Genomic DNA, 25,807 nt, shown 5'->3' with positions numbered 1-25,807 from the left:
GAATGCGCACGCATTACTGCGGCCTCATCGACGAGGCGCTGGTCGGCCAGACCGTCACCCTGTGCGGCTGGGTCAACAAGATCCGCCTGCAGGCCCACGTGGCCTTCGTCGACCTGCGCGACCATGAGGGCCTGGCGCAGGTGGTGGTGGAGCGCGAGAACGCCGATGCCTTCGCGGTGGCCGGCGAGCTGGGCTACGAGTATTGCGTGCGCGTCGCCGGCACGATCCGTAAGCGGCTGTCGGTGAACGATAAGCTGAAGACTGGCACGGTCGAGCTGCTGGCGGACAAAGTCGAGATCCTCAACGCCGCGAAGGATCTGCCGTTCGCGCTGCACGAGAATCCCAACGAGGACATGCGGATGACCTACCGCTACCTCGACCTGCGCCGCCCCGAGATGCAGGCGATGATGCGCAAGCGCATCAGGCTTGTGCAGGCGCTGCGCCGCTACCTCGACGCGCGCGGCTTCCAGGACATCGAGACGCCGATCCTCACCAAGGCCACGCCGGAAGGCGCGCGCGACTACCTGGTGCCCAGCCGCGTGCATCCGGGCCAGTTCTACGCGCTGCCGCAGTCGCCGCAGCTGTTCAAGCAGATCCTGATGATGGCGGGCTTCGACCGCTACTACCAGATCGCCCGCTGCTTCCGCGACGAGGATCTGCGCGCCGACCGCCAGCCCGAGTTCACCCAGCTCGACCTCGAGTTCGCCTTCGTCGGGGAAAAGGACGTGCAGGATTTCGTGGAGGAGCTGATCCGCCACGTGTTCAAGGAAGTGCAGGGCGTGGAACTGGATGCCGCCTTCCCGCGCATGACCTGGGCGGAGGCGATGCGCCGCTTCGGCTCCGACAAGCCCGACCTGCGCATCGCGCTGGAGCTGGCGGACGTGGCCGAGGCGCTGAAGCACGTCGAGTTCAAGGTGTTCGCCGAGCCGGCCAACGACCCGGCCGGCCGCGTGGCCGCGCTGCGCGTGCCGGGCGGCGCGGCGCTGTCGCGCAAGGAGATCGACGGCCTGACCGAATACGTCGCCAAGTACGGCGCCAAGGGCCTGGCGTGGATCAAGGTGGACGACCTCGCCAAGGGCCGCGAAGGCGTGAACTCGCCAGTGGCGAAGTTCCTCGACGACGCGGCGCTGGATGCCGTGCTGAAGGCCACCGGCGCCGAGTCCGGCGACATCGTGTTCGTCGGCGCGGGCAAGTGGAAGGCGGTCACCGACTTCATGGGCGCGCTGCGCCTCAAGGTGGGCAGGGATCGCGGCCTGGTCGAGGAGGGCTGGCGTCCGCTGTGGGTCACCGATTTCCCGATGTTCGAGTACGACGAGGACGAGCAGCGCTACGTGGCCCTGCACCACCCGTTCACCGCGCCGAAGATCGACGACATCGCGGATCTCAAGAGCCACGCCGCCACCGCGGTGAGCCGCGGCTACGACATGGTGCTCAACGGCAACGAGATCGGCGGCGGCTCGATCCGCATCCATCGCCCCGAGATGCAGAGCGCGGTGTTCGAGCTGCTCGGCATCGGCGCGGAGGAGGCCGAGATGAAGTTCGGCTTCCTGCTCAAGGCGCTGAAGTTCGGCGCGCCGCCGCACGGCGGCCTGGCCTTCGGCATCGACCGCATCGCGGCGCTGATGGCCGGCACCGAGTCGATCCGCGACGTGATCGCCTTCCCCAAGACCACCAGCGCGCAGGATCTGATGACCGACGCGCCGTCGCCGGTGAGCGACGCGCAGCTGAAGGAACTCAGCGTGGCGGTGACGGTCGAGAAGGCCTGACCTCGTTCCCTTCTCCCCACTGGGGAGAAGGTGGCCCGGAGGGCCGGATGAGGGGCGGGGTTTGCCTCGACGCAAGATTGGCCCCTCACCCCCGACCCTCTCCCCAAGGGGGAGAGGGAGCAAACCTGGAAACCCATGACCGAACACGTGATCCTGCTGCACGGCCTGTGGATGCGCGGTTTCGCGCTGGGCATGCTGCATCGCCGGCTGATCGCCGACGGCTATCGCGTGCACCGCTTCGACTACCTGAGCGTGGCCTCGTCGCGGCAGCGCATCCTTGCGCGGTTGCAGGCGCGGATGGCCGAGTACGCGCCCGACGCGGTGCATCTGGTGGGGCACAGTCTCGGCGGCCTGCTGGCCTTGCGTGCCTGCCTCGATGCCACGGCTCTGCCGCCGGGGCGCGTGGTCTGCCTCGGTTCGCCGCTCAAGGGCAGCGCGGCGGCGCGCGCCTTCGCCGCATGGGGGCGCGGCGGCGAGGTGCTGCTGGGGCACAACCGCGACCTGCTGGAGCAGGGTTTCGAGCGCTGGGACGGCCCGCGCGAGGTCGGCGTGATCGCCGGCCGCCTGCCGCTGGGGCTGGGCGCGATGCTGGGCCATCTGGAGGGCGAACACGACGGCACCGTGACGGTGGAGGAGACGCGCCTGCCCGGCGTGGCCGACCACCGCGTGGTGGAGGCCAACCACACCGGCCTGCTGTTCTCGCAGGAGGTGGCGCGGCAGGTGGATGCCTTCCTGCGGCGTGGCCGCTTCGACGCTGCGGCGGTCTGACCTGGCGGTACTGGCGGCGCATTACCCGTCTTGCGGTAAAATCGCCCGCTTGTCTTTCTTGAACCGGGTTCGGGTAACGCCATGGGCAGAGGTCCCTCCATCGAAGGCCGCAAGAACGCCGAAGACGCCAAGCGCGCCAAGGTGTTCACCAAGCTGATTCGCGAGATCACCGTCGCCACCCGCGCCGGTGTGGCCGATCCCGCGCTGAACCCGCGCCTGCGCGCCGCGGTGGACAAGGCGCTGTCGGCCAACATGCCCAAGGACACCATCGAGCGCGCGATCAAGCGCGGCTCGGGCGCCGACGGCGCCGGCGAGGAGATGCGCTACGAAGGCTACGGCCCCGGCGGCATCGCGCTGATCGTCGACTGCTTCACCGACAACCCGGTGCGCACCGTGGCCGACGTGCGCCACGCGCTGACCAAGCACGGCGGCAACCTCGGCACCTCGGGTTCGGTGGCGTTCCAGTTCACCCGCTGCGGCGAGCTGGTGTTCGCCACCGGCGGCGATGCGGCGAAGGAAGAGAAGGTGCTGGAAGCGGCGCTGGACGCCGGTGCCGACGACGTGGTGAACGAGCACGGCGAAAGCACCGTGCTGTGCGCGCCGGAGAACTTCGAGTCCGTGCAGCAGGCGCTGGCCGCGGCCGGGCTTGAGTCGGAGCATGGCGGCGTGGGCATGCGCCCCAACAACCGCACCGCGGTGAGCGGCGAGGCGCTGGAAGCACTGCAGACGTTGCTGGAGAAGCTCGACGCGCTGGACGACGTGAGCGAGGTCTACCACAACGCCCTGCTGCCCGCCGAGGCCGGCGAGTAAGCACGCGCGCCTTCGCGTCCGTCGCCCTGATGACACGCATCATCGGCATCGACCCGGGCAGCCAGCGCACCGGCGTGGGGGTCATCGACGTGGACGCCGCGGGCAAGCTGACGCACGTGTTCCACGGCGCGCTGGCGGTGGCCGGCGAGGCCAGCTTCCCGCTGCGCCTGAAACGCATTTTTGACGAGTTGAATGACATCATCGCCATCCATCGTCCGGACGAGTGCGGCATCGAGCGCGTGTTCATGGCGCGCAACGCCGATTCGGCCCTGAAGCTGGGGCAGGCGAGGGGTGCCGCGATCTGCGCGGTGGTGAGCCAGGGGATCGCGGTGCACGAGTACGCAGCGACGGAAGTGAAACAGGCGGTGGTCGGCAGTGGCCGCGGCGACAAGACCCAGGTGCAGCACATGATCGGCATCCTGCTCGGTTTGAAAGGGCCGATCCAGGCCGACGCCGCCGACGCGCTGGCGATCGCGGTGGCGCATGCGCACACCCGTTCCAGCCTTGAGCGCGTGGGCATTCCGCGCACGGCATGGAGGCGTCGCCGATGATCGGCCGCCTGCGCGGTGTCCTCGTGTCGAAGCAGCCGCCATGGCTGCTGGTGGAAGTAGGCGGTGTCGGCTATGAGCTGGAAGCGCCGATGTCCACCGTCTACGACCTGCCGGGGCTGGGCAAGGAAGTGACCCTGCTCACCCATTACGCGCAGAAGGAAGACAGCGTTTCGCTGTACGGCTTCCTCACCGAGGCCGAGCGCGCGCTGTTCCGCAACCTGCAGAAGGTCAGTGGCATCGGCGCGAAGATCGCGCTGGCGGTGCTCTCGGGCGTATCGACCAACGACTTCGCGCGGCTGGTGCATGCGGGCGACGTGGTGGCGCTCACCAAGATCCCGGGCATCGGCAAGAAGACCGCCGAACGCATCGTGGTGGAACTGCGCGACCGCGTGGACGGCATGGCGGTGAGCCTTCCCGGCGCCGTGCCGGCGGGCGCGCCGCTGGATGCCGCCGGCGAGGCTGCGGTGGCGCTGCAGCAACTGGGCTACAAGCCCGCCGAAGTGGCGCGGCTGGTGCAGAAGGTCGCCGCCGACGGCGATGGCGCCGAGGCCATTATCCGCAAGGCGCTCCGCGCCGCGCTGGGCGGCTAGGTCACGGGATGCCCATGAACGGACAGGCGAAGACGGAGCAGCCGGCGCAGGCCGCCAGTGACGGAGACGTCCTGCACGGCAGCAAGAAGGCGCTGATTCTCGGCGCCATCGGCGTGGTATTCGGCGACATCGGCACCAGCCCGCTGTACACCATGCACGAGACCTTCCTGCCCGCGCACGGCCTGCACCCGCATCCGAGCACGGTGCTTGGCATCCTCTCGCTGGTCACCTGGTCGCTGATCCTGGTGGTGGCGGTGAAGTACGTGAGCCTGGTGATGCGCGCCGACAACAAGGGCGAAGGCGGCATCATGGCGCTGATGACGCTGGCCCAACGCGCGGTGGGCGGTTCCACGGGCATGCGCAAGCTGGTGGTGCTGATGGCGCTGCTGGGCGCGGCGCTGTTCATCGGCGACGGCGTGATCACGCCGTCGATCTCGGTGCTGTCGGCGGTGGAAGGCCTGCAGGTGGCCGCACCGCAACTGGGGCACTGGGTGGTGCCGATTACGGTGGCGGTGCTGCTGGGGCTGTTCTGGTTCCAGCGCCATGGCACGGCCAAGGTCGGCGCGGTGTTCGGCCCGGTGATGGTGTTGTGGTTCCTGGCGCTGGGCCTGATCGGGATATGGAACATCATCCGGGCGCCCGGCGTGCTGTGGGCGCTCAATCCCTGGCACGCCGTGCAGTTCTTCGGCACCCACGGCAAGACCTCGATCCTGGCGCTGGGCTCGGTGGTGCTGTGCGTGACCGGCGCCGAGGCGCTGTACACCGACATGGGCCACTTCGGCCGCTTCCCGATCCGCGCCGCGTGGTTCTTCTTCGTGATGCCGTCGCTGCTGCTCAACTACTACGGCCAGGGCGGCCTGCTGCTGTTGCACCCGGAGGCGATCGCCAACCCGTTCTACCACGCGGTGCCGGGCTGGGCGCTGTACCCGATGATCGGGCTGGCCACGTTCGCCACGGTGATCGCCTCGCAGGCGGTGATCTCGGGCGCGTTCACGGTGACGCGGCAGGCGATCCAGCTCGGCTTCATCCCGCGCATGCAGGTGGTGCACACCTCGCGCGAGGCGATCGGGCAGATCTTCCTGCCGTGGGTGAACCGTTCGCTGATGGTGACGGTGATCGCCACGGTGGTCAGCTTCGGCTCGTCCAACGCACTGGCCGGCGCCTACGGCATCGCGGTGACCGGCACGATGGCGATCGACACCACGCTGACCATGATCGTGGCGCGCCGCATGTGGCACTGGAACCGCGCGCTGGTGATCGTCGTTGCGTTGCTGTTCCTGTGCATCGACCTCAGCTACTTCGGCGCCAACACGCTGAAGATCCCCGACGGCGGCTGGTTCCCGCTGGTGCTGGGGCTGGCGATGTTCGTGATGATGACCACCTGGCACCGCGGGCGCGAGCTGGTGGTGCGCGAGATTAAGCAGGGCGGGCTGGCGCTGGCGCCGTTCATCGAAACCATGCAGAAGCATTCGCCGCTGCGCGTGCCGGGCACGGCGGTGTTCCTCACCGCCGACCAGGATGCGGTGCCGCACGCGTTGCTGCACAACCTCAAGCACAACAAGGTGCTGCACGAGCGCAACGTGCTGCTGACGGTGGAAGTGCTGGAAACCCCGGTCGCCGAGGCCGGGGAGCGTATCCTGATCAAGAACCTGGGCTGCGAGTTCTACGGCCTGGAACTGCGCTTCGGCTTTGCCGAGGATCCGAACGTGCCGCTGGCGCTGTCGCAATGCGCGCGCGCCGGGCTGCCGTTCGACATGATGGACACCACCTTCTTCCTGTCGCGCGAGAACATCGTGGCCGACAAGCGCCGCCCCGGTATGGCGCTGTGGCGCGACAAGCTGTTCGCCTTCCTGGCGCGCAATGCCCTGCCGGCCACAGCGTTCTTCCAGATTCCGGGCAACCGGCTGATCGAGCTGGGCGCGCAGGTCGAGATCTGATCGAACCCAACCGGACTCCGTCCACCATGAACCCCACTGCATCTCCGTCGGGCACTTCGCCCTCGCCGCGCCTGGCCGCGCTGGTGTTGGGCGCGGTCGGCATCGTCTATGGCGACATCGGCACCAGCCCGCTGTACACGTTCAAATCCACCTTGAGCCACGACGGCCTGCAGCCGACCACGGCCAGCATCTACGGCGTGCTGTCGCTGATCTTCTGGGCGCTGATCCTGGTGGTGTCGCTGAAGTACGTGGTGTTCATCATGCGCGCCGACAACAAGGGCGAAGGCGGCATCATGGCGCTGATGGCGCTGGCCCAGCGCTGCGTGCGCGAGCAGCCCAGGCTGCGCTGGGTGCTGGTCACGCTGGGCATCTTCGGCGCCGCGCTGTTCTATGGCGATGGCGTGATCACGCCGGCGGTCACCACGCTGGGCGCCGTGGAGGGCGTGAAAGTCGTCTCGCCGGAGCTGGGCGAGTGGGTGGTGCCGATCACCGTGGCGGTGCTGATCTTCCTGTTCGTGTTGCAGAAGCACGGCACCGAGCGCGTGGGCAGGCTGTTCGGCCCGGTGATGGTGCTGTGGTTCGTGGTCATCGCCCTGCTCGGCGTGAGCATGATCGTGCGCCACCCGCAGGTGCTGCTGGCGCTCAACCCCTGGTACGGAGTGAGGTTCTTCTTCAGCCACGGCCTGCAGGCCTTCGTCGCGCTGGGCGGCGTGGTGCTGGCGCTGACCGGCGCCGAGGCGCTGTACGCGGACATGGGCCATTTCGGCAAGAAGCCCATACGCATGGCCTGGTTCAGCTTCGTGCTGCCGGCGCTGGTGCTGAACTATTTCGGCCAGGGCGCGCTGCTGCTGGTGCATCCGGAGGCGATCGACAACCCGTTCTTCAAGCTGGTGCCGCCGCCGCTGCTGTACCCGATGATCGCGCTGGCCGCCGCCGCGGCGGTGATCGCCTCGCAGGCGGTGATTTCCGGCGCGTTCTCGATGACCCGAGAGGCGATGTCGCTGGGCTATTCCATGCGCATGCCGGTGGTGCACACCTCGCGCGAGATGTCGGGGCAGATCTTCGTGCCGTGGGTGAACAATTTCCTGCTGGTGATGGTGCTGTTCGCGGTGCTGCACTTCGGCAGCTCCGACCGGCTGAGCGCGGCCTACGGCATCGCGGTGACCGGCACCATGAGCATCACCACGGTGCTGGCGCTGATCGTGGCGCGCCGGCAGTGGGGCTGGAAGCTGCCGGCGGTGGTCGCGGCGGGCGTGCTGTTCCTGGTGATCGACCTGTCGTTCTTCGGCGCCAACCTGATCAAGGTCGAATACGGCGGCTGGTTTCCGCTGGTGCTGGCCATGGCGGTGTTCACGGTGATGACCACCTGGCGCCGCGGTCGCGAGCTGGTGGTGCGCGAGATCAAGCAGGGCGGGCTGGCGCTGGCGCCGTTCATCGAGTCCATGCAGAAGCACTCGCCGCTGCGCGTGCCGGGCACGGCGGTGTTCCTCACCGCCAACCAGAACGCGGTGCCGCACGCGCTGCTGCACAACCTCAAGCACAACAAGGTGCTGCACGAGCGCAACGTGCTGCTCACGGTGGAGATCATCGAGGCGCCCGTGGCGGAGGCGGAGGAGCGTCTCCACATCGATACGCTGGGCGGCGGGTTCTACGGGCTCGAACTGCGCTTCGGCTTCGCCGAGGATCCGAACATTCCGCTGTCGCTGTCGCAATGCGGGCGCGCCGGGCTGCCGTTCGACATGATGGACACCACCTTCTTCCTGTCGCGCGAAAACGTGGTGGCCGACAAGCGCCGCCCCGGCATGGCGTTGTGGCGCGACAAGCTGTTCGCCTTCATGGCGCGCAATGCGTTGCCGGCCACCGCTTATTTCCAGATCCCCGGGAACCGTCTGATCGAACTCGGGGCGCAAGTGGAAATCTGATCCGCGAGCGGATCGGATTTCCGTCCCACACCGGAACCCAACCCGCCATAATGGCGTCATGACCGAACCCCGCATCGTGACCCCCGTCTCCCAGCTCGACGACGATGCGCTGGAGGCGACGATCCGTCCGCGCCGTTTCGCCGAATATCTCGGCCAGCAGGCGGTGCGCGAGCAGTTGGCCATCTATATCGAGGCGGCGCGCAGGCGCGGCGGCGCACTGGATCACGTGCTGATCTTCGGCCCGCCCGGCCTCGGCAAGACCACGCTCAGCCACGTCATCGCCAACGAGCTGGGCGTGAACCTGCGTTCCACCTCCGGCCCGGTGCTGGAGCGCGCCGGCGACCTCGCCGCGCTGCTCACCAACCTGCAGGCCAACGACGTGCTGTTCGTGGACGAGATCCACCGGCTGTCGCCCGCGGTGGAGGAGGTGCTCTATCCGGCGATGGAGGACTTCCAGATCGACATCATGATCGGCGAAGGCCCGGCCGCGCGCTCGATCAAGCTCGACCTGCCGCCGTTCACCCTGATCGGAGCCACCACGCGGGCCGGGATGCTCACCGCGCCGCTGCGCGACCGCTTCGGCATCGTGCAGCGGCTGGAGTTCTACACCGTCGACGAGCTCACCGCGATCGTGCGCCGCGCCGCGAAGATCCTCGGCATCGCCTGCGAGATCGACGGCGCGCAGGAGATCGCCCGCCGCTCGCGCGGCACGCCGCGCATCGCCAACCGCCTGCTGCGCCGCGTGCGCGACTACGCCGAGGTGCGCGCGGCCGGCCAGATCACCCTGGCCGCGGCGCAGGCCGCGCTGGACATGCTCAAGATCGACCCCGACGGCCTCGACGAGCTGGATCGCCGCATGCTCGGCACCATCATCGAGAGCTTCGACGGCGGCCCGGTGGGCGTGGAATCGCTGGCCGCCGCGCTCAGCGAGGATCGCGGCACGCTGGAGGACGTGGTCGAGCCCTACCTGATCCAGCAGGGCTACCTGGTGCGCACCGCGCGCGGCCGCATGGCCAGCGCGCGGGCCTGGCGCCACCTGGGCCTGAACCCGCCGCCGCGCCAGCCGCAGGCGGCCGACCTGTTCGCGGGGGATGCTCTGGATGGCTGAGCGCGAACCTTTCCGCTGGCCGGTGCGGGTGTACTGGGAAGACACCGACGCCGGCGGCGTGGTCTACCACGCCAGCTACCTGCGCTTCCTGGAGCGTGCCCGCAGCGAGTGGCTGCGCGCGCTGGGCGTCAACCAGATGGCCTACAAGGAAAGCACCGGGCTGGCCTTCCTGGTGCGCGAGATGCAACTGGACTTCCTGCGCGCCGCCCTGCTGGACGATGAATTGTCGGTCAGCGTGGCCGTCAAGGAACGGCGCGCAGCCAGTATCCTGTTCGCCCAGACGATAGACCGTCCCGATGGCGCCTGCCTGGTTCGCGCCAGCGTGCGCGTGGCCTGCGTGGACACCCGGCGCATGCGCGCCGTGGCCATGCCCGCGGGCCTGTTCCCCGAATCCACCACCTGACCCCCTTGCCGACGCGGAGTGCCCCAAGCCAATGAACGGCGGACTCAATGTTTTCGACCTGATCGCCAACTCCAGCCTGCCGGTGAAGGGCGTGCTGCTGATCCTGGTAATCTTCTCCTTCATGTCGTGGGTCATCATCATCCGCAAGTACGGCCAGACCAAGGCGGCGATGGAGAACGCCGAGGGCTTCGAGGAGCGTTTCTGGTCCGGCGGCGACCTGGCGCAGCTGTTCCGCGAGGTCAGCCACCGCGGCGCCGAGGGCGGCCTGGAAACCATCTTCGAGTCGGGCTTCCGCGAATTCGCCCGCCAGCGCCAGCGCAAGACGCACGACACGCGCGGCGTGATCGAGGGCGCCGAGCGCGCGATGCAGGTGGCCAGCACCCGCGAGATCGGCGCGCTGGAGCGTAGCCTGGAGTTTCTCGCCAACGTCGGCTCGATCAGCCCGTACGTGGGCCTGTTCGGCACGGTGTGGGGCATCATGGGCGCGTTCCAGGGCCTGGGCGACATGAAGGACGTCACCATCGCCGTGGTCGCGCCGCACATCTCCGAGGCGCTGATCGCCACCGCGATGGGCCTGTTCGCCGCGATTCCCGCGCAGTGGGCCTACAACCGCTACGCCACCAAGGTGGAGCGCATCGCCTCGCGCTACGACGTGTTCCAGGAGGAGTTCTCCTCGGTGCTGCAGCGGCAGATCCAGGCCGACGACGCGGCCTGACGGAGCCCTGCCATGCGCAACGCGAAGCGCCCCAAGCGCTACAAGCTGAAATCCGAGATCAACGTCGTTCCCTACATCGACGTGATGCTGGTGCTGCTGATCATCTTCATGGTCACCACGCCGATGCTGAACTCCAACGTCGACGTGAACCTGCCGCAGGCCAACGCCAAGGCGCTGCAGGGCAAGAAGGATTCCCTGGTCGTGCAGGTGGCGAAGGACGGCTCGCTCGCCCTCGTCATCGGCAACGGCAAGCCGCAGCCGGTGGACGAGGCCGACCTGCAGGCCAAGGTCAAGGCCTTCCGGGACGCCAACCAGCAGCTCAGCGTGCTGGTGGCCGGCGATACCGCCGGCAACTACGGCGGCGTCTACAAGGTGCTGGCGGATCTGCAGCAGGCCGGGGTGGACAAGGTCGGCCTGATGAGCACGCCCGGCGACGGTTCCAGCCAGGGTCAGGCTGCCCATGGACGACCGTAAGGGCATCCCGCGCGCGGTGGTGCTGTCCGCGCTGCTGCACCTGGGCATCGTCGCGTTCCTGTTCCTCGCGGTGCTGCCGTGCTCCAGCTATGAAAGCTTCTTCGACACGCTGCACCTGCCGGCGTGGATGAACCCGATCACCTGTTCGCGCCCGCTGGAGCTGAAGGGGCCGGTGATCGAGGCCACCCTGATCGGCCCCACCGGCAGCCCGCCGCCGAAGGCGGTGAAGGTCAAGCCCGTTCCCGACAGCGTGCCGCCGCCGCCCTCGATTCCGCCGCCGCCACCGCCGCCGGTGACGCAGCCCAAGATCGCGCCGCTGCCGCCGCCGCCCGAGCATCCCGACGTGAAGGATCAGGAGCGCGTGGTCGAGCAGGGCGTGCAGCAGGCCGAGGAAAAGCAGCTGCAGGAAGAGAAGCAGCGCCAGCGCCAGGCCGAGCTGGACGCGCAGGCTGCGCAGAAGAAAAAGCAGGAAGAGCTGAAGAAGGTCGACGAGATGCTCGCCCAGATGGACGCGGCATCGGCGCAGACCAAGAAGCAGGACAGCAAGGCAAAGCAGGCCAAGCGGCAGCTTGAAGACCTCAAGAACGCCCAGGACGACGGCCAGCCCGACCTGCCGAACGCCGCACAGCGGCAGACCGGCAACAATGCGCAGAACAACAACCTTGCCGACGAATACGCTGCCGCCATTCAGAATGCGGTCACGCCGAATTGGTTAAGGCCGGATAACATGCCGAATGTTCCGTGCAAGGTTCACATCGTGCAACTGCCCGGCGGTGACGTGATGAGCGCCACGGTCGATCCCAGCTGCCCTTACGACGACGTGGGCCGGCGCTCGGTGGAAAACGCGATCCTGCGCACCAAGACCCTGCCGTACAAGGGCTTCGAGAGCGTGTTTCAGCGCAGTCTGACCATTACCTTCATGCCGCAATGACGAGCCTCATGCGCAAACCGAGCCCGCTGTACGCCTTCCTCCTCCTGCTGCTGGCCGCGCTGTTCGCCGGGCCGGCGGCCGCGCAATCCTCCGGGCTGGATATCCAGGTCGTCGGCGGCGTGAAAACCGCCACGCCGATCGCCGTGGTGCCGTTCGCCCAGCCGGGCCTGGCACCGCTGCCCACCGACGTGGCCGACGTGGTTCGCGCCGATCTCAACCGCTGCGGCAAGTTCCGCGCGCTGGCCAAGAGCGACATCGTGGAGCTTCCGGCCAAGGGCGCGGACATCAACTTCGGCACCTGGCGCCTGCTCAAGCAGGACTACATCACGGTGGGCAGCATCAGCGACGCCGGCAACGGCATGCTGAAGGTCACCTACGAACTGTGGGACGTGAACAAGCAGCAGAACCTGCTGGCTGCCTATTTCACGGCGCCGGCGGGCGACCTGCGCGGCGTGGCCCACCAGATCGCCGACGCGATCTACCAGAAGGTCACCGGCGTGCGCGGCGCGTTCTGGACGCGCATCGCCTACATCACCCAGGTAGGCACCGGCAACAACACCAACTATTCGCTGGTGGTGGCCGACTCGGACGGCTACAACCCGCAGGTGGTGGCCCGTTCGCACGAGCCGCTGATGTCGCCGGCATGGTCGCCGGACGGCAAGAAGATCGCCTACGTTTCCTTCGAGAGCGGCAGCTCGCAGGTCTACGTGCAGGATCTCACCACCGGCGCCCGCCAACTGGTGGAGGCACACAAGAAGGGCATTAACGGTGCGCCGGCGTGGTCGCCCGACGGGCGCAAGCTGGCGGTGGCGCTGTCCTTCCAGGGCAACCTCGAGCTGTACGTGCTCGACCTCGCCACCCGCCAGGAAACCCGGCTGACCCACAACCTCGCCATCGACACCGAACCGGTGTGGGCGCCGGACGGCCAGTCGCTCTATTTCACCTCGGATCGCTCCGGCCGCCCGCAGATCTACCAGATCCCGGCCAGCGGCGGCACCGCCCAGCGCATCAGCTTCCAGGGTACCTACAACTCCAATTCCGACATCAGCTACGACGGCAAGGAGCTTGCCATGGTGCAGGGCAACGGGAACGTGTATCGTATTGCAGTCATGGATCTCGGTCTGGGCGGGCAGGTGCATTTCCTTTCGCCCGGGCCGCTGGATTTCGGCCCCAGCTGGGCGCCGAACGCCAGCATGTTGCTGTACGGCGCCACCGAAGGCCCGCGCGGCGTGCTCTATGCCACTTCGTCCGACGGCATGGTGCGCCAGCGCCTCGCGCTTGCCAACGGCAGCGTGAGCGATCCCTCTTGGGGGCCGTACAGGCAGCAGTAACGATTCGTGCCGCCGCGTTCGCACGCGGCGGTCGATGCCGGGGACGGCCTGCAAGGGTCGCGCCCGGCGTGTTTTGCCGGTCGCGACGCTTTGCGCCACGGCCAGCCATTGAAGGCACGCATCGCACGCCGTTGATTTTGCTAGACCACAACAAACAACAGCCGGCCCACCGGCGACATCGTCCCGTAACCCGTCCGTCACTGTATGCCGGATCTCACACACGTTTGAAGGATCGTCACCATGAATAAGACCGTTCGCGTCGCCCTGGTCGCCCTGCTCTGCGTTGGCGCGGCAGCCTGTTCCAAGAAGCAGGAAACCAAGCCGCAGGCTCCGGTCAGCGAGCCGCCTGCCCCGGTTCAGCCGGCCGAGACCAGCGGCAAGTACACCCCTGCCGACCTCAACACCGACGCCTGCCTGAAGCAGCGCGTGGTGTACTTCGATTTCGACAAGGACGAAATCAAGCCGGAGTTCCAGGCCATCATGGCTTGCCACGCCAAGTACCTGCAGGATCGCCCGATGGCGCAGATGCGTCTGGAAGGCAACACCGACGAGCGCGGCTCCAAGGAATACAACCTGGGCCTCGGCGAGCGTCGTGGCAACGCCGTGTCCAGCGCGCTGCAGGCCAATGGCGCTTCGGCCAGCCAGATCAGCGTGATCTCCTACGGCAAGGAAAAGCCGGTGTGCCGCGAGCACAACGAGGACTGCTGGAGCAAGAACCGTCGCGTCGAGATCGTGTACACGGCCGAGTAAGCGATGAAGCCACTGGCCAGCAAATTTGCAGCCAAGGCGGGCATGGCGGGCGCAATCGCGTCCGCCATGCTTTTCGCGCTGCCGGTGTTCGCGCAGGAGTCGCGACTGAGCCTCGCCGACCGCGTCTCCCTGCTGGAGCAGCGGGCGCAGAACAAGGATCAGGCCGCCGCGGCGCAGGTCAACCAGCTGCAGCAGATGCAGGCGCAGTTGCGCGACATGCAGGGCCAGATCGAGGAATTGCAGCACCAGCTGCAACAGCTCCAGGACAAGAGCAAGGATCAATACGTCGACCTCGACTCCCGCTTGCAGCGGCTCGAGGCCGGCAACAAGGCGGGCGCCGCGCCGGCTTCGGCCAGCAGTGCGCCAGCGGCAGCCGCCGGCACGCCTGCCGCGGGTGCGGCCGCCAGCGCGGGCAACACGGCCGCGCCGGCGCAGGCCGCGAGTGCCGCCAAGCCGCTGTCGGCCGAAGACAAGGCCGTCATGCAGGCCGCCTACGACGCCGCCTTCAAGACGCTGCGCGGCGGCGACTACGTGGGCGCCTCGCGCCAGTTCCGCACCTTCATCCAGAAGTACCCGGATCAGCCGCTGGCCGCCAACGCGTTCTACTGGCTGGGCGAGTCGTACTACGTCACCACCAATTACCAGGTGGCGCTGGAGGCTTTCCAGCATCTGCTGAGCCAGTTCCCGCAGAGCGAGAAGGCGCCCGACGCGCTGCTCAAGGTCGGCTACTGCCAGTACGAACTGAAGCAGGTGCCTGCCGCCACGGCCACGCTCAACGCGGTGGTCAGCAAGTACCCCACCTCCAAGGCCGCCAGCCTGGCGAAGGAGCGGCTGGGCCGCATCCAGCAGTCCGCCGGCTGAGGACGCGGTCGTGAGCGATGTCAGCACCAGCGCGGCCGCCGCCGCGCCTTCGCTCGCCGCCGAGCGGCTTCGCATCACCGAGATCTTCCACTCGATCCAGGGCGAGGCCGATGCCATCGGCTGGCGCACCGTGTTCGTGCGCCTCACCGGCTGCCCGCTGCGCTGCACGTGGTGCGACACCACGTACTCGTTCCACGGCGGCGAGTGGCGCGCCATCGATGACATCCTCGCCGAGGTCGCCAGCCATGGCGCACGGCACGTCTGCGTCACCGGCGGCGAGCCGCTGGCGCAGAAGCGCTGCCTGATCCTGCTGCAGCGCCTGTGCGACGCCGGCTACGAAGTCTCGCTGGAAACCTCCGGCGCGCTGGACGTCTCGGCGGTCGACCCGCGCGTGCGCAAGGTGATGGATCTGAAAGCGCCGGATTCCGGCGAAAGCGCGCGCAACCTGTGGTCGAACCTCGACCACCTGCTGCCGCACGACCAGGTCAAGATCGTGATCGCCAGCCGCGCCGACTACGAGTGGGCGCGCGGCGTGGTGGTCGAGCACGCCATCGCCGACCGCTGCATGGTGCTGTTCTCGCCGGTGTGGGGCCGGGTCGAGCCGCGCGAACTGGCCGAGTGGATCATCGACGACAGGTTGCCCGTGCGCTTCCAGCTGCAGCTGCACAAGCTGCTGTGGAACGACGCGCAGGGAAGGTAGTGCGCGCCGGCCTGTGTTGCCGGTGGCGTTTTCCGGCCGGTGACCGGCCGTTCCGCAATGGATGAAAGCCATGTCTGAAACTTCAACCCGCAAGGCCGTCGTGCTCGTCTCCGGCGGCATGGATTCGGCCGTCACCGTGGCCATCGCGCGTGAGCAGGGCTACCAGGTGCACGCGCTCAGCGTGGCCTACGGCCAGCGCCACAGTTCGGAGCTGGAGGCTTCCGAGCGCGTGTCGAAGATGCTCGGCGCGGTGGAGCACAAGACCGTGCATGTCGACCTGCGCAGCATCGGCGGCTCGGCGCTCACCGCCGACATCGCCGTGCCGCTGGACGACGACGAACACGATGGCGACGGCCACATCCCGGCCACCTACGTGCCGGCGCGCAACACCATCATGCTGTCGATCGCGCTGGGCTGGGCCGAGGTGCTGGGCTCCACCGACATCTGGTGCGGCGTCAACGCGGTGGACTATTCGGGCTATCCGGACTGCCGCCCGGCCTTCGTCGAGGCGTTCGAGACGCTGGCGAACGTGGCCACCAAGGCGGGCGTCGAAGGCGCCGGCATCCGCATCCACGCGCCGCTGATGCGCATGAGCAAGGCCGACATCGCTCGCGAGGGCCGGCGCCTGGGCGTGGATTTCTCTGCCACCGTGAGCTGCTACCAGGCCGACGCCGAAGGCCGCGCCTGCGGTCACTGCGACGCCTGCCGCCTGCGCGCGCAGGGCTTCCGCGAAGCGGGATTGCCCGACCCCACGCGTTACGTCTGATGCCGCCGTTGCTTGTGCGTGCGGCAAGCAGCCCATAAAATTGCGCGCTTGTCCTGACCGTGGGCCGTTAGCTCAGTCGGTAGAGCAGTAGACTTTTAATCTATTGGTCGACGGTTCGAATCCGTCACGGCCCACCAGGATTTCCGGAGCGCCCAAGGGCGCTCTTTTTTGTTTGCATGTCTGCTCAGCGCCCGCCGACCGCCAGCGTCGTGGAGTCCTTCACCCGTGCACCGCGCGGAGCGTGAGCGCCGGCGACCAGCCAGATGCGATGCGTGGCGCGATCCAGCGCCATGGTGCGTGCGCCAGCCCGGATGGGCATGTTCGCCACCACGCATCAGGGATGTCGGATGAACCGCCCAGGAAGCGTACGTATGATTTCGCTTCTGGAGAATTGTTCGCAGGAGGTGCGTGTTAATATTTGATATTCCAGCTCGCGCCTTTCCCAAGTGCGTGGGCCGGGCGGGGGATGCGGCGCGAGCCGTTATCAGGGGCAAAGGGCAGCGACAGGCAGGCGGGGTGGCGCTTTCAACGTGCCCCGGGATGGCTTTTGCGTACAAGGGGCTGGAAATATGAAGTTCAGGAAGGACATTAGCGGTCTGCGCGCTGTCGCCGTCATATTGGTACTCCTGTTTCATGGTGGTTTGACCGCGTTCCCATCCGGGTTCGTCGGCGTGGATGTGTTCTTCGTCATTTCGGGATTCCTGATCACGTCCATCGTGCGTGCCGACCTTGCCGCGGGCACTTTTTCGTTTTCCGGCTTCTATGTGCGGCGTCTGTGGCGCATTCAAGTTGCTTTGCTTGCGGTAATCGCGACTACGCTGCTGGTAGCGACGGTTTTTTATCTGCCTAACGACTTCAACGACTACCTCAAGTCAGCGCTGCAGACGATAGGGGCGTCGTCCAACTATTTCTTTGCCAGAACCACTACGGCTTATGCGGCGACGGGCTCGCAGACTTTGCTGTTGCTGCATACCTGGTCGCTTTCGGTCGAGTGGCAGTGGTACTTGGTGATGCCCATGGCGATGTGGCTTCTGCATCGTCATGCGTCATCATCGCAAACTGGGGTGCTGATGCTCTTGGCACTGCTTGCGCTGTCGGTTCTCGCGCTGCGGCAGCCGATCCTTCATGGCGATGCATCGTATTACTGGTTTTCGAGCCGCACGTTCGAGTTTCTGTCCGGCGCGACGCTTGCCGTATTGGTTGAGAGGCGCGCCCCGCGGCGCTTCGAGGTGCAAGCCCAGGGCTCATTCCTGACACTGTTGCCGAATGCGCTGGGCATCCTGGCAATGGTGTCGATTTTTGGCATATCCATGCACCCAGGCGTGATGACCGATTACCCGAATCGTTATGCCGTGTTGCTCTGCATGGCGTGCGTGGCGGTGTTGTGGATCGGTCAGGACGAGCGTTCGTGGGTCTCCCGTGTGCTGTCACTGGCGCCAGTGGTGTTCGTTGGCGACATTTCCTATTCGCTTTACCTGTGGCATTGGCCCGTCTTTGCCACTTGGCGTTATCTCGCTTTCCCGGAAGGCGGCGCGAACTTGCTATTTTGCTATGCGCTGGCGTTTGCGCTGGCATACTTCTCGTATCGCTTTATCGAACAGCCTTACCGTCGGTTGCGCCCGAGCTTGGGGAAGTCCCTGCTGCTTCTGGTCGTCGCGCCGTTGCTGATTGTGGCGGTTGTGTACGGCATTGCATGGAAATGCGATTTCTTTCCGGCCCGCTTTGGTTCGGAGTTGACTTATGTGGACGGTGCCCTGAACAAGTACGAGCCGCCGTTGCGCCGATATTGTCTGCAAGGGAGGGCCGCCGGCGGAGGAGTGGTCGATCCGCATTACCTCGATGTATGCAAGGTGGGAAAAAAGGGTGCGGCGATCAATGGTTTGATGATCGGCGATTCGCACTCAAACCAGTATTGGAATTTCATGGACGTGCTGGCGAATGCGGCAGGCATATCCGTGACATCGCTGGCTACGCCTTCATGCCTGGTTCTGCCGGGTACGACGCTGGATCATTGGCAGTCGATTGACTACCGGAAATATCGCGTATGCGAAGACCGAGTCAAGCATTACTACGAGATCATACGGTCGCACAAGTTCAAGTACGTGGTCATTGCGGAGAACTGGGTCGGGTATGATTTCGTTGCCGTTGTAAACCGGCCTGGCGATGCGCAGTCCGTGGCGCTCGGACAGGCGCGCGTGGAAGCTGGCGTGCGCCGTGCGCTGGATGCCATCACAGCAACCGATGCGATCCCCGTGTTGGTCAAGCAATTGCCGACCATGCCGCCTGGTTTCCAGGACTGCTTTTTCCAGCATTTCAAGCTGCGCAAGGAAGGTGATGGCGCGGGTTGTACACGGAATAACAGCAAGAGCGAGGCCGAAGTCTGGTACGACCATCTGTTTGAAAGGATGAAGGCGAGCTACCCGACCTTGGTGGTGATCGACCCACGCAGCGTGCTGTGCTCTGGCGAGCACTGCACGACCGCGTACAAAAGGGTGCCCTTCTACCGGGATACGGGCCATATGACCGACTATGGCTCGGACTGGCTCGGCCGCCAGTACCTGCAAAGCCAGCCCAATCCGTTCGTCGGGCTCGCTACGGAAGCGGTGCAATCCCGTTAGGGGGCATGGCGCTAGGTTGGTGGTCGCGTTGAAGAGTGCAAGCGCGCCTTGATCCGTTCCAGCACCAAGGGCACCAGCGAAAGCAGCGCAAGTGCCCCGAGGGATCCCAGTATGTTCGGATCGAGGATCAATCCGATGTCGAGCCGCTGCCCTTGGCTGATTTCGCGCCCCAGCCCCGCCCCTATCGAACTCTCGAACACCAGCGACACGGTGCCTCCCAGCCAGCTGGCGCCGAGGAACAGCCACAGCGGGCAGCGCAGCCAGGCCAGGCCCACGGTCACCGCGCCGAATGGCATCACCGGGATGAAGCGCAGGAACAGCGTGTAGCTCACCGGATGGCGCTCGAAGCCGTGGTGCAGTTTCGCGGCCAGCGGCGGCGGTTCGCGCGTGCCGGCGCCGAATGCGTAGCGGCTGGCGAGATAGAGGATCAGCGAACCCAGCGTGAGCGCGACCGACGAGCACAGCGTGCCGTCCACCACGCCGAAGGCGAAGCCGCCGGCGAGGATGATGAGGATGGTGCCGGGGATGCCGGTGGCCATGCCCAGCGTGAGCAGGCCTATGTAGGCGAGCCGGCTCAGCCATGGATGGGCGGCGATATGCGCGCGCAACTGGTGCTGGTGCGCGACCAGGTGCTGCGGGCTGAAGCGGTCGAGCGTGCCGGAGAGGTACAACACGACTCCCGCGGCGAGCAGCAGGAGCAGCGGCAGCGCGGCGCGCAGGCGTTTCAATACGATGCGCCGCGGGCGCCGTAGGTGGCGAGGACGTCGCGCGCCTCGTCGCGCCGGATGTCGCGGCGCACGGCGATGCCGCGGCGTTCCAGTTCACCGATCCAGTCGGCGGGCAGCGGGCCCTCGTCGAACTCGGTGAGTTCCTCCACGTCCTCGGCGCGCGCGCCGATCAGCAGTTCGTCGATGCCGGCCCACACGGTGGCGCCGAAGCACTGGCAGCAGGGCTGTGCGCTGGTGGCCAGCGTGTAGCGGCCGCCGCCGGCGTTGATGCGGAAGCTGGCGAGGCGCTGCTGCGCACTCATGTAGGCCATCATCTCGGCATGCGCGACCGAGCAGGTCTGCGGCACCACGCGGTTCACGCCCACCGACACCACGCGGCCTTCCTCGTTGAACACCGCGGCGCCGAACGGGCCGCCCTCGCCGTGCTCGATGTTGCGGCGGGAGAGCGCGATGGCGAGGCCAACGCGCTCCTCGTCGGCGACGTAGTGGCGGCTGTCATCGACGAATTCGTCGATCCACGGCGGCAGGGTGAGATGGATCTGGCGAAGCACGAACATGGCGTCAGGCCTTGGCCGCCCAGGTGTCGCGCAGCGTGACCACGCGGTTGAACACCGGCGCGTCCGCGCGGTGCTCCACGCGGTCGGCCACGAAATAGCCGAGGCGCTCGAACTGGTAGCGCTGCTCGGGCTCGGCCTGCGCCGCGGCCGGTTCGAGCCAGCCGTGCACCACGCGCTTGGCCTCGGGGTTGATGTGCGACGTCCACGGCTGGCCGTCGTCCTCGGCGTCCGGCGCGGCCACGTTGAACAGGCGGTCGTACACGCGCAGCTCGGCGGCCACCGCGTGCGGCGCGCTCACCCAGTGGATGGTGCCCTTCACCTTGCGGTCGGCGCCCGGCAGGCCGGCGCGCGATTCGGGATCGAGCGTGCAGCGCAGCTCGGCGACGTTGCCGGCGGCGTCCTTCAGCACTTCCTCGCACTTCACGATGCCCACGCCGCGCAGGCGCACTTCGCCGCCGGGCACCAGGCGCTTGAAGCCCTTGGGCGGTACCTCGGCGAAATCCTCGCGTTCGATCCACAGCTCGCGCGCGAACGGCACGGCGCGCGTGCCGAAGCTGTCGTCCTTGGGATGGTTGGCGAAGGTCAGCGTTTCTGTGTGCCCTTCCGGCAGGTTGGCGATGACGAGCTTGAGCGGATCGAGCACGGCCATGCGGCGCGGCGCGCTCGCGTCGAGATCCTCGCGGATGCAGTTCTCCAGGATGGCGTAGTCGATCACGCTGTTCTGCTTGGAGATGCCCACGCGCTCGATCAGCAGGCGCAGGCCAGCCGGCGTGAAGCCGCGCCGGCGCATGCCGCGCAGGGTGTTCATGCGCGGGTCGTCCCAGCCGTCGACGAAGCCTTCGGCGACGAGCTGCGCCAGCTTGCGCTTGCTGGTGATGCAGTAGCTGAGGTTGAGGCGCGAGAACTCGATCTGGCGCGGCTTGGCCGGCTTCGCCTCGAGGCCGGCGGCGACCACCGACTGCCATAGCTCCGGATGGTTCGGCAGGTCGACCTTGTCCACGCACCAGTCGTACAGGGGGCGGTGATCCTCGAATTCCAGAGTGCACAGCGAATGGGTGATGCCTTCCATCGCGTCGGAGAGCGCGTGCGCGAAGTCGTACATCGGGTAGATCGGCCACGCGTCGCCGGTGTTCTGGTGGGTGACCTTGCGGATGCGGTACAGCGCGGGGTCGCGCAGGTTGATGTTGCCCGCGGCCATGTCGATCTTCGCGCGCAGCGTGCGGCTGCCGTCGGCGAACTCGCCCGCGCGCATGCGCCGGAACAGGTCGAGGTTCTCCTCGATGCCGCGCTCGCGGTGGGGCGAGTTGCGGCCCGGCGCGGTGAGCGTGCCGCGGTATTCGCGCATCTCGTCGGCGCTGAGGTCGTCCACGTAGGCCACGCCGTCGGCGATCAGCTTGAGCGCGGCGCGGTAGAACACGTCGAAGTAGTCCGAGGCGTGGCGCAGCTCGTGCCACTCGAAGCCCAGCCAGCGCACGTCGTCCTTGATGCCCTGCACGAACTCCGGGTCTTCCTTGCCGGGGTTGGTGTCGTCCAGCCGCAGGTTGCACCAGCCGCCGAATTCGCGCGCGATGCCGAAGCTGAGGCAGATCGCCTTGGCGTGGCCGATGTGCAGGTAGCCGTTCGGCTCGGGCGGGAAGCGGGTGTGGATGGCGGCGTGCTTGCCCGTGGCCAGATCCTCGCGGACGATCTGCCGGATGAAGTCGCGCGGGCCGTCGGTCGTGGTGGCGGTGGGCTCGGCGTGGCTGGACGGGCTGGACATGCAACGGCTCGCGGACTGGGTGGAAAGTCCGCAAGTTTACCCTGTACCCGCCGGCACGGCCGCCCTGTGCGGACAAGGTCAGGGCGCCACGGCCTCCGGCGAGCTGGTGCACACGCGGTTGCGGCCCTGCGCCTTGGCCAGGTACAGCGCCACGTCGGCCTGGCGCACCCAGGCATCCACGTTGGCGTGCCGCGGCCCCACCTGCGCCACGCCGAGGCTGAGCGTGTACGGCCTGGCCGGGGCGTCGCCGCCGGCCTGGCCGAGCCGCTCCACGCGCTGGCGGATGCGTTCGGCCACTTCGCGCGCGTGCTCCAGGTCGGTTTCCGGCAGCACGATGCCGAACTCGTCGCCGCCGAGGCGGCCGGGGGTATCCACGCTGCGCAGGCTCTCGCGCAGCACCGTGGCCAGTTGCTGCAGCAGGGCGTCGCCGGCGGCGTGTCCACGGCTGTCGTTGACCTGCTTGAAACCGTCGATGTCGAGCAGAACCAGCGCGGCCGGCCGCTGGTTGCGCAGGTAGCGGTGCATCTCCCGCGCGGCGGTGTCCAGCCAGTGCGCGCGGTTGGCGAGGCCGGTCAGCGTGTCGGTGCGGTTGAGCTGTTCCAGCAGGCGGTTCTGCCGGCGGATCTGCTGCCCCTGCCGGAACGTCACCGTGCTCAGCCAGATCGGATAGACCGCCAGCATCGGCAGGCAGGCGACCGTGACCAGCATGTCGCTGGCCGGTTCGCAGGCCGCGCCGGTGGCCCAGGCCACCAGTGCGCAGGCGGCCACTCCCGCCGGCAGCGCCTTGCCCAGCAAGCGCCAGCCGCCGGCGCTGACGCGATCCATGCACATCATCGCGGCCAGCAGCACGCTGGGCAGCAGGGCGAAATGCATCGCGGCGATCCAGCCGCCCAGCATCGCGACATCGGCCAGCAGATTGAGCTGCTCGCGACTGGCCGGCCGGGTGCCGCGCAACGCGAACAGCCAGGCCAGGTGCGGCCAGGCCAGCCCATTGCCGGCGAGCAGCAGCCACTCCCACGCCGGCGCCTGTTGCCGGTACAGCACGGCGGCCACCGGCAGCATGCCCAGCGCCAACCCCAGCGTGCGCAGGCGATGGATCAGGCTCACGAACCGCAGGCCTTCGTCGCGCGTACGCATGCCGCATATCTCCCCGGATCGCCCCGGCGCGACGATAGAGCAGAAAGCCCTTGCCCTGCCACTGGCAACGGGGCTAGCGTGCGGCCATGCACACCGTCTACCGCGCCGAAAACCTGTTCGATGCGCACCTGGTGAAAGATGCGCTGGAGCACGCGCAGATCCCCGCCTTCATCGCCGGCGAATACCTCACCGGCGGCGTGGGCCAGTTGCCGGCGCTGGACTACCTCGCGGTGATGGTGCCCGACGCCGGCGCGGAAGCCGCCGCAGGCATCGTGCGCGAGGTCGAGGCGCAGCTGGCCGAGGCGCGCGAGGCGCTGCGCGAATGGGGTGACGACCCCGGCATGCCGTTGGGCGTGCCCGGTTGACCGTGCAGGACGCGATGCACGCATTTGCCGCGCTGATCCGCATCGTGCCGGATTTTCCCAAGCCCGGCGTGCTGTTCCGCGACGTCACGCCGCTGCTGGCCGACGCGCAGGGCTTCGCCGATTGCGTCGCCGCATTGGCCGAACCGTGGCGCGATGCCGGCGTGCAGGCGGTGTGCGGCATCGAGGCGCGCGGCTTCATCTTCGGCACCGCATTGGCGCAGGCGCTGGGCGCCGGCTTCGTGCCGCTGCGCAAGCCGGGCAAGCTGCCGCCGCCGGTGCTGGCGATGGAGTACCAGCTGGAATACGGCAGCGACCGGCTGGAGGCGCGCAGCGACGCGCTGCAACCCGGCACGCGCGTGCTGCTGGCGGACGACGTGCTGGCCACCGGCGGCACGCTCGCCGCTGCGCAGGCGCTGGTGGCGTGCTTCGGCGGAGACGTGGTTGGCGCGTCGGTGCTGATCGAGCTGGAAGCGCTGCGTGGGCGCGAACGCTGGCTTGGCGATCGACCGTTGTACGCCCTGTTGCGGTACTGAGCGCGTCGTGGGCGCGCTTGCTTGCGGCCTGATGTTCCGGCGAAGGCCGTGACGACGGCAACGCCATGCATGGGCAGAGCGGTTGGGCCTGGAACCGGCGGCTATGGCGGGCCGGGTGACGCGGAGTCTTCCTGCCCGGTCGGCACGCCGACGGCCATCACGTAGAACAGTTCGCAGGCTCCCGCGCCGGTGTCGTCGCGGGTCAGCGAGGTGCGCCAATGCCATCCATCGGCACGGTCGGCGTCCACGAGGAGGCCGTCCAGCGCCACCACCTGTCCCACGCGCACGCGTTCCAGCGCGCGGTGCACGCCGGCGTCGGCGGGGATCAGGTGCATGTTGGCGCTGTGCGTCTCGATCTCGCGGCGGGGTATCGGAAACTGTTCCACGTGCCAGTAGTAGAAGCGGCCGGATTGCGAGATGTCGATGTCCTTCAGCACCGCGCTGTCCGACATGCGGCCCCAGCCCAGCGCGAAATCCTCCGGCACCAGCGCCGCGCCGGCGTCGGCGTGGTAGTGCTCGGTGGAGAGCACACGCGCCACCAGCTCGAACTTCGCGCGTGCGGTGAGCGTGAAGTCGCCGAGGCGGATGGGTTCCACCGGTTCGTCCAGCGCGGTCTGCACGGGGTCGTTCGGCGCCAGCTCGCCCGGCCCCGGATGCAGTGGCCGCGCGTGCCACCACGACCAGCCGCCCCACAGGGCCAGCAGCAGGGCGGCGACGAGCCAGGGGCGCCGCATCAGTGGAAATCCATGGCGGCGAGCGTCGTCATGCGATGACGGAGCGCTTGCCCGGCGTCGCCGCGTCGTGCGGATCGAGCAGGCCCTTCGGCAGTTCGCGGAACACGCCGGCGAGCTGCTTGAGGAAGCCGCCCATGGCCGAACTCTTGCGCCACAGCATCGCGATGCGCCGGCTGGGCGGGTGGTTGCCGCGGAACTCGATCAGTCGCACGTTCGGCGCCTGCGCCACCGGCGGTTTCACCGCGAGCGTGGGCAGCAGGGTGATGCCCACTTCGGCGGCCACCATCTGGCGCAGCGTCTCCAGGCTGGTGGCTCGGAAGCCGCTCTTCTCGCCCGCGCCGGCGAGCTGGCAGACCTCCAGCGCCTGGTCGCGCAGGCAGTGGCCGTCCTCCAGCAGCAGCAGGCTCTGGTCGCCGAGGTCGGCCAGCTTCAGCGAGGTTCGCTTCGCCAGCGGATGCGATTGCGGCACCGCGAGTAGGAACGGTTCCTCGAACAGGAATTCCGCGTGCAGGCTGTCGTCGTGCACGGGCAGGGCGAGGATGCCGGCGTCGAGCCGTCCCTCGCGCAGGCGGCGCAACACTTCCTCGGTCTTCTCCTCGACCAGCAGCAGTTCCAGCCGCGGGAAGCGCTGGCGCACCCGCGGCACCACGTGCGGCAGCAGGTAGGGGCCCAGGGTGGGGAAGATGCCCAGCCGCACCGTGCCGGACTCGGGATCCAGCGTGCGCCGCGCGATGCCCTTGATCTGCTCCACCTCGTTCAGCACGTCGCGCGCGCGCGCCACGATCTCGCGGCCCACGTCGGTGAGCAGCACCTTGCGCGGCGTGCGTTCCACCAGCGCCACGCCGAGTTCCTCCTCCAGCTTCTTGATCTGCGTGGACAGGGTGGGCTGGCTGACGAAGCAGGCCTCCGCCGCGCGGCCGAAATGGCGCTGCTCGGCGAGCGCCACGAGGTAGTGCAGGTCGCGCAGGTTCATGGCGTGCTCGTCATAGATGA

27 protein-coding genes and 1 tRNA gene are annotated in these 25,807 nt (G+C 67.7%); 21 read left to right on the top strand and 7 right to left on the bottom strand.

Features of this window, described 5'->3' with window-relative positions:
* Positions 1–2 precede the first annotated feature (2 nt).
* From aspS to ACZ5Z2_RS13925, 18 genes are all read left to right on the top strand, one after another.
* On the top strand, positions 3–1,766 hold the full coding sequence (gene aspS / locus ACZ5Z2_RS14010; protein WP_464759214.1) for an aspartate--tRNA ligase: 1,764 nt from the start codon (positions 3–5) through the stop codon (positions 1,764–1,766).
* A gap of 135 nt (positions 1,767–1,901) precedes the next feature.
* On the top strand, positions 1,902–2,534 hold the full coding sequence (locus ACZ5Z2_RS14005; RefSeq protein WP_464759213.1) for an alpha/beta fold hydrolase: 633 nt from the start codon (positions 1,902–1,904) through the stop codon (positions 2,532–2,534).
* Positions 2,535–2,615: 81 nt separating this feature from the next.
* A complete protein-coding gene (locus ACZ5Z2_RS14000; protein ID WP_464759212.1) occupies positions 2,616–3,344 on the top strand; it encodes a YebC/PmpR family DNA-binding transcriptional regulator in 729 nt (242 codons plus the stop codon).
* A gap of 29 nt (positions 3,345–3,373) precedes the next feature.
* The gene (gene ruvC, locus ACZ5Z2_RS13995; RefSeq protein WP_464759211.1) at positions 3,374–3,895 is read left to right on the top strand and encodes a crossover junction endodeoxyribonuclease RuvC; all 522 of its coding nucleotides are present in this window, start codon (positions 3,374–3,376) and stop codon (positions 3,893–3,895) included.
* A complete protein-coding gene (gene ruvA, locus ACZ5Z2_RS13990; protein ID WP_464759210.1) occupies positions 3,892–4,485 on the top strand; it encodes a Holliday junction branch migration protein RuvA in 594 nt (197 codons plus the stop codon). Before ruvC ends, ruvA begins: the two co-directional genes overlap by 4 nt.
* A 14-nt stretch (positions 4,486–4,499) precedes the next feature.
* A complete protein-coding gene (locus ACZ5Z2_RS13985; protein WP_464759209.1) occupies positions 4,500–6,422 on the top strand; it encodes a potassium transporter Kup in 1,923 nt (640 codons plus the stop codon).
* 26 nt (positions 6,423–6,448) lie between these two features.
* On the top strand, positions 6,449–8,344 hold the full coding sequence (locus ACZ5Z2_RS13980; RefSeq protein WP_464759208.1) for a potassium transporter Kup: 1,896 nt from the start codon (positions 6,449–6,451) through the stop codon (positions 8,342–8,344).
* A 58-nt stretch (positions 8,345–8,402) separates the two neighbouring features.
* Positions 8,403–9,452 carry a Holliday junction branch migration DNA helicase RuvB gene (gene ruvB / locus ACZ5Z2_RS13975; RefSeq protein WP_464759207.1) on the top strand — a complete coding sequence of 350 codons (1,050 nt, stop codon included), beginning with the start codon at positions 8,403–8,405 and terminating at the stop codon, positions 9,450–9,452.
* Positions 9,445–9,855, top strand: coding sequence for a tol-pal system-associated acyl-CoA thioesterase (ybgC, locus tag ACZ5Z2_RS13970; RefSeq protein WP_464759206.1), 411 nt, complete (start codon positions 9,445–9,447; stop codon positions 9,853–9,855). The genes ruvB and ybgC overlap by 8 nt, the downstream gene beginning before the upstream one ends.
* 31 nt (positions 9,856–9,886) lie before the next feature.
* On the top strand, positions 9,887–10,570 hold the full coding sequence (gene tolQ, locus ACZ5Z2_RS13965; RefSeq protein ID WP_464759205.1) for a protein TolQ: 684 nt from the start codon (positions 9,887–9,889) through the stop codon (positions 10,568–10,570).
* A 12-nt stretch (positions 10,571–10,582) separates the two neighbouring features.
* Positions 10,583–11,044: a protein TolR gene (gene tolR / locus ACZ5Z2_RS13960; protein WP_464759204.1), complete on the top strand. Its 462-nt coding sequence runs from the start codon at positions 10,583–10,585 to the stop codon at positions 11,042–11,044.
* Positions 11,031–11,975: a cell envelope integrity TolA family protein gene (locus tag ACZ5Z2_RS13955; RefSeq protein WP_464759203.1), complete on the top strand. Its 945-nt coding sequence runs from the start codon at positions 11,031–11,033 to the stop codon at positions 11,973–11,975. The genes tolR and ACZ5Z2_RS13955 overlap by 14 nt, the downstream gene beginning before the upstream one ends.
* Before the next feature lie 8 nt (positions 11,976–11,983).
* Positions 11,984–13,306 carry a Tol-Pal system beta propeller repeat protein TolB gene (gene tolB / locus ACZ5Z2_RS13950; RefSeq protein ID WP_464759202.1) on the top strand — a complete coding sequence of 441 codons (1,323 nt, stop codon included), beginning with the start codon at positions 11,984–11,986 and terminating at the stop codon, positions 13,304–13,306.
* A 240-nt stretch (positions 13,307–13,546) separates the two neighbouring features.
* Complete coding sequence (pal, locus tag ACZ5Z2_RS13945) at positions 13,547–14,056, top strand: peptidoglycan-associated lipoprotein Pal (protein WP_464759201.1); 510 nt, start codon at positions 13,547–13,549, stop codon at positions 14,054–14,056.
* 66 nt (positions 14,057–14,122) lie between these two features.
* Entirely contained in the window at positions 14,123–14,917 is a 795-nt protein-coding gene (gene ybgF / locus ACZ5Z2_RS13940; protein ID WP_464759200.1) for a tol-pal system protein YbgF, read from the top strand.
* A 10-nt stretch (positions 14,918–14,927) separates the two neighbouring features.
* A complete protein-coding gene (gene queE, locus ACZ5Z2_RS13935; RefSeq protein ID WP_464759199.1) occupies positions 14,928–15,617 on the top strand; it encodes a 7-carboxy-7-deazaguanine synthase QueE in 690 nt (229 codons plus the stop codon).
* A 70-nt stretch (positions 15,618–15,687) separates the two neighbouring features.
* Positions 15,688–16,383 (top strand): 7-cyano-7-deazaguanine synthase QueC, encoded by a 696-nt coding sequence (gene queC, locus ACZ5Z2_RS13930; protein WP_464759198.1) that lies wholly within the window; start codon positions 15,688–15,690, stop codon positions 16,381–16,383.
* Between the two features lie 61 nt (positions 16,384–16,444).
* Positions 16,445–16,520 (top strand) — tRNA-Lys (locus tag ACZ5Z2_RS13925).
* Between the two features lie 47 nt (positions 16,521–16,567).
* On the opposite strand, the gene ACZ5Z2_RS13920 is transcribed toward ACZ5Z2_RS13925, so the two are convergent.
* Positions 16,568–16,702, bottom strand: coding sequence for a hypothetical protein (locus tag ACZ5Z2_RS13920; RefSeq protein ID WP_464759197.1), 135 nt, complete (start codon positions 16,700–16,702; stop codon positions 16,568–16,570).
* A 250-nt stretch (positions 16,703–16,952) separates the two neighbouring features.
* On the opposite strand from ACZ5Z2_RS13920, the gene ACZ5Z2_RS13915 reads away from it, so the two are divergent.
* Entirely contained in the window at positions 16,953–19,001 is a 2,049-nt protein-coding gene (locus ACZ5Z2_RS13915; protein ID WP_464759196.1) for an acyltransferase family protein, read from the top strand.
* Positions 19,002–19,012: 11 nt separating this feature from the next.
* On the opposite strand, the gene ACZ5Z2_RS13910 is transcribed toward ACZ5Z2_RS13915, so the two are convergent.
* The 4 genes from ACZ5Z2_RS13910 to ACZ5Z2_RS13895 form a co-directional block, all read right to left on the bottom strand.
* Positions 19,013–19,729 (bottom strand): TVP38/TMEM64 family protein, encoded by a 717-nt coding sequence (locus ACZ5Z2_RS13910; protein WP_464759195.1) that lies wholly within the window; start codon positions 19,727–19,729, stop codon positions 19,013–19,015.
* Entirely contained in the window at positions 19,726–20,286 is a 561-nt protein-coding gene (locus ACZ5Z2_RS13905) for a nucleoside deaminase (RefSeq protein WP_464759194.1), read from the bottom strand. Before ACZ5Z2_RS13905 ends, ACZ5Z2_RS13910 begins: the two co-directional genes overlap by 4 nt.
* Positions 20,287–20,290: 4 nt before the next feature.
* The gene (locus tag ACZ5Z2_RS13900) at positions 20,291–22,045 is read right to left on the bottom strand and encodes a glutamine--tRNA ligase/YqeY domain fusion protein (RefSeq protein WP_464759193.1); all 1,755 of its coding nucleotides are present in this window, start codon (positions 22,043–22,045) and stop codon (positions 20,291–20,293) included.
* A 78-nt stretch (positions 22,046–22,123) separates the two neighbouring features.
* Positions 22,124–23,182 carry a diguanylate cyclase gene (locus ACZ5Z2_RS13895; protein WP_464759192.1) on the bottom strand — a complete coding sequence of 353 codons (1,059 nt, stop codon included), beginning with the start codon at positions 23,180–23,182 and terminating at the stop codon, positions 22,124–22,126.
* Between the two features lie 86 nt (positions 23,183–23,268).
* Here ACZ5Z2_RS13895 and ACZ5Z2_RS13890 point away from each other — a divergent pair, with 86 nt between their 5' ends.
* Both ACZ5Z2_RS13890 and ACZ5Z2_RS13885 read left to right on the top strand, forming a co-directional pair.
* On the top strand, positions 23,269–23,547 hold the full coding sequence (locus tag ACZ5Z2_RS13890; RefSeq protein WP_464759191.1) for a putative signal transducing protein: 279 nt from the start codon (positions 23,269–23,271) through the stop codon (positions 23,545–23,547).
* A 14-nt stretch (positions 23,548–23,561) separates the two neighbouring features.
* The gene (locus tag ACZ5Z2_RS13885) at positions 23,562–24,080 is read left to right on the top strand and encodes an adenine phosphoribosyltransferase (RefSeq protein WP_464759190.1); all 519 of its coding nucleotides are present in this window, start codon (positions 23,562–23,564) and stop codon (positions 24,078–24,080) included.
* A gap of 101 nt (positions 24,081–24,181) precedes the next feature.
* On the opposite strand, the gene ACZ5Z2_RS13880 is transcribed toward ACZ5Z2_RS13885, so the two are convergent.
* Positions 24,182–24,814, bottom strand: a complete 633-nt coding sequence (locus ACZ5Z2_RS13880; protein ID WP_464759189.1) for a hypothetical protein — start codon at positions 24,812–24,814, stop codon at positions 24,182–24,184.
* A 28-nt stretch (positions 24,815–24,842) separates the two neighbouring features.
* The gene (gene oxyR / locus ACZ5Z2_RS13875) at positions 24,843–25,787 is read right to left on the bottom strand and encodes a DNA-binding transcriptional regulator OxyR (RefSeq protein ID WP_464759188.1); all 945 of its coding nucleotides are present in this window, start codon (positions 25,785–25,787) and stop codon (positions 24,843–24,845) included.
* Between the last annotated feature and the right edge of the window lie 20 nt (positions 25,788–25,807).

It is taken from the genome of Rhodanobacter sp. G1 (assembly GCF_055397855.1).
This window is presented reverse-complemented; position numbering and strand designations above follow the sequence as displayed.

Excerpts from the sequence above, each read along its gene's own strand:
- aspS (WP_464759214.1), top strand. The coding sequence starts at position 3 with ATGCGCACGCATTACTGCGGCCTCATCGACGAGGCGCTGGTCGGCCAG.
- ACZ5Z2_RS14005 (WP_464759213.1), top strand. The coding sequence starts at position 1,902 with ATGACCGAACACGTGATCCTGCTGCACGGCCTGTGGATGCGCGGTTTC.
- ACZ5Z2_RS14000 (WP_464759212.1), top strand. The coding sequence starts at position 2,616 with ATGGGCAGAGGTCCCTCCATCGAAGGCCGCAAGAACGCCGAAGACGCC.
- ruvC (WP_464759211.1), top strand. The coding sequence starts at position 3,374 with ATGACACGCATCATCGGCATCGACCCGGGCAGCCAGCGCACCGGCGTG.
- ruvA (WP_464759210.1), top strand. The coding sequence starts at position 3,892 with ATGATCGGCCGCCTGCGCGGTGTCCTCGTGTCGAAGCAGCCGCCATGG.
- ACZ5Z2_RS13985 (WP_464759209.1), top strand. The coding sequence starts at position 4,500 with ATGAACGGACAGGCGAAGACGGAGCAGCCGGCGCAGGCCGCCAGTGAC.
- ACZ5Z2_RS13980 (WP_464759208.1), top strand. The coding sequence starts at position 6,449 with ATGAACCCCACTGCATCTCCGTCGGGCACTTCGCCCTCGCCGCGCCTG.
- ruvB (WP_464759207.1), top strand. The coding sequence starts at position 8,403 with ATGACCGAACCCCGCATCGTGACCCCCGTCTCCCAGCTCGACGACGAT.
- ybgC (WP_464759206.1), top strand. The coding sequence starts at position 9,445 with ATGGCTGAGCGCGAACCTTTCCGCTGGCCGGTGCGGGTGTACTGGGAA.
- tolQ (WP_464759205.1), top strand. The coding sequence starts at position 9,887 with ATGAACGGCGGACTCAATGTTTTCGACCTGATCGCCAACTCCAGCCTG.
- tolR (WP_464759204.1), top strand. The coding sequence starts at position 10,583 with ATGCGCAACGCGAAGCGCCCCAAGCGCTACAAGCTGAAATCCGAGATC.
- ACZ5Z2_RS13955 (WP_464759203.1), top strand. The coding sequence starts at position 11,031 with ATGGACGACCGTAAGGGCATCCCGCGCGCGGTGGTGCTGTCCGCGCTG.
- tolB (WP_464759202.1), top strand. The coding sequence starts at position 11,984 with ATGCGCAAACCGAGCCCGCTGTACGCCTTCCTCCTCCTGCTGCTGGCC.
- pal (WP_464759201.1), top strand. The coding sequence starts at position 13,547 with ATGAATAAGACCGTTCGCGTCGCCCTGGTCGCCCTGCTCTGCGTTGGC.
- ybgF (WP_464759200.1), top strand. The coding sequence starts at position 14,123 with ATGCTTTTCGCGCTGCCGGTGTTCGCGCAGGAGTCGCGACTGAGCCTC.
- queC (WP_464759198.1), top strand. The coding sequence starts at position 15,688 with ATGTCTGAAACTTCAACCCGCAAGGCCGTCGTGCTCGTCTCCGGCGGC.
- ACZ5Z2_RS13920 (WP_464759197.1), bottom strand. The coding sequence starts at position 16,702 with ATGCCCATCCGGGCTGGCGCACGCACCATGGCGCTGGATCGCGCCACG.
- ACZ5Z2_RS13915 (WP_464759196.1), top strand. The coding sequence starts at position 16,953 with ATGAAGTTCAGGAAGGACATTAGCGGTCTGCGCGCTGTCGCCGTCATA.
- ACZ5Z2_RS13905 (WP_464759194.1), bottom strand. The coding sequence starts at position 20,286 with ATGTTCGTGCTTCGCCAGATCCATCTCACCCTGCCGCCGTGGATCGAC.
- ACZ5Z2_RS13900 (WP_464759193.1), bottom strand. The coding sequence starts at position 22,045 with ATGTCCAGCCCGTCCAGCCACGCCGAGCCCACCGCCACCACGACCGAC.
- ACZ5Z2_RS13895 (WP_464759192.1), bottom strand. The coding sequence starts at position 23,182 with ATGCGTACGCGCGACGAAGGCCTGCGGTTCGTGAGCCTGATCCATCGC.
- ACZ5Z2_RS13890 (WP_464759191.1), top strand. The coding sequence starts at position 23,269 with ATGCACACCGTCTACCGCGCCGAAAACCTGTTCGATGCGCACCTGGTG.
- ACZ5Z2_RS13885 (WP_464759190.1), top strand. The coding sequence starts at position 23,562 with ATGCACGCATTTGCCGCGCTGATCCGCATCGTGCCGGATTTTCCCAAG.
- ACZ5Z2_RS13880 (WP_464759189.1), bottom strand. The coding sequence starts at position 24,814 with ATGCGGCGCCCCTGGCTCGTCGCCGCCCTGCTGCTGGCCCTGTGGGGC.
- oxyR (WP_464759188.1), bottom strand. The coding sequence starts at position 25,787 with ATGAACCTGCGCGACCTGCACTACCTCGTGGCGCTCGCCGAGCAGCGC.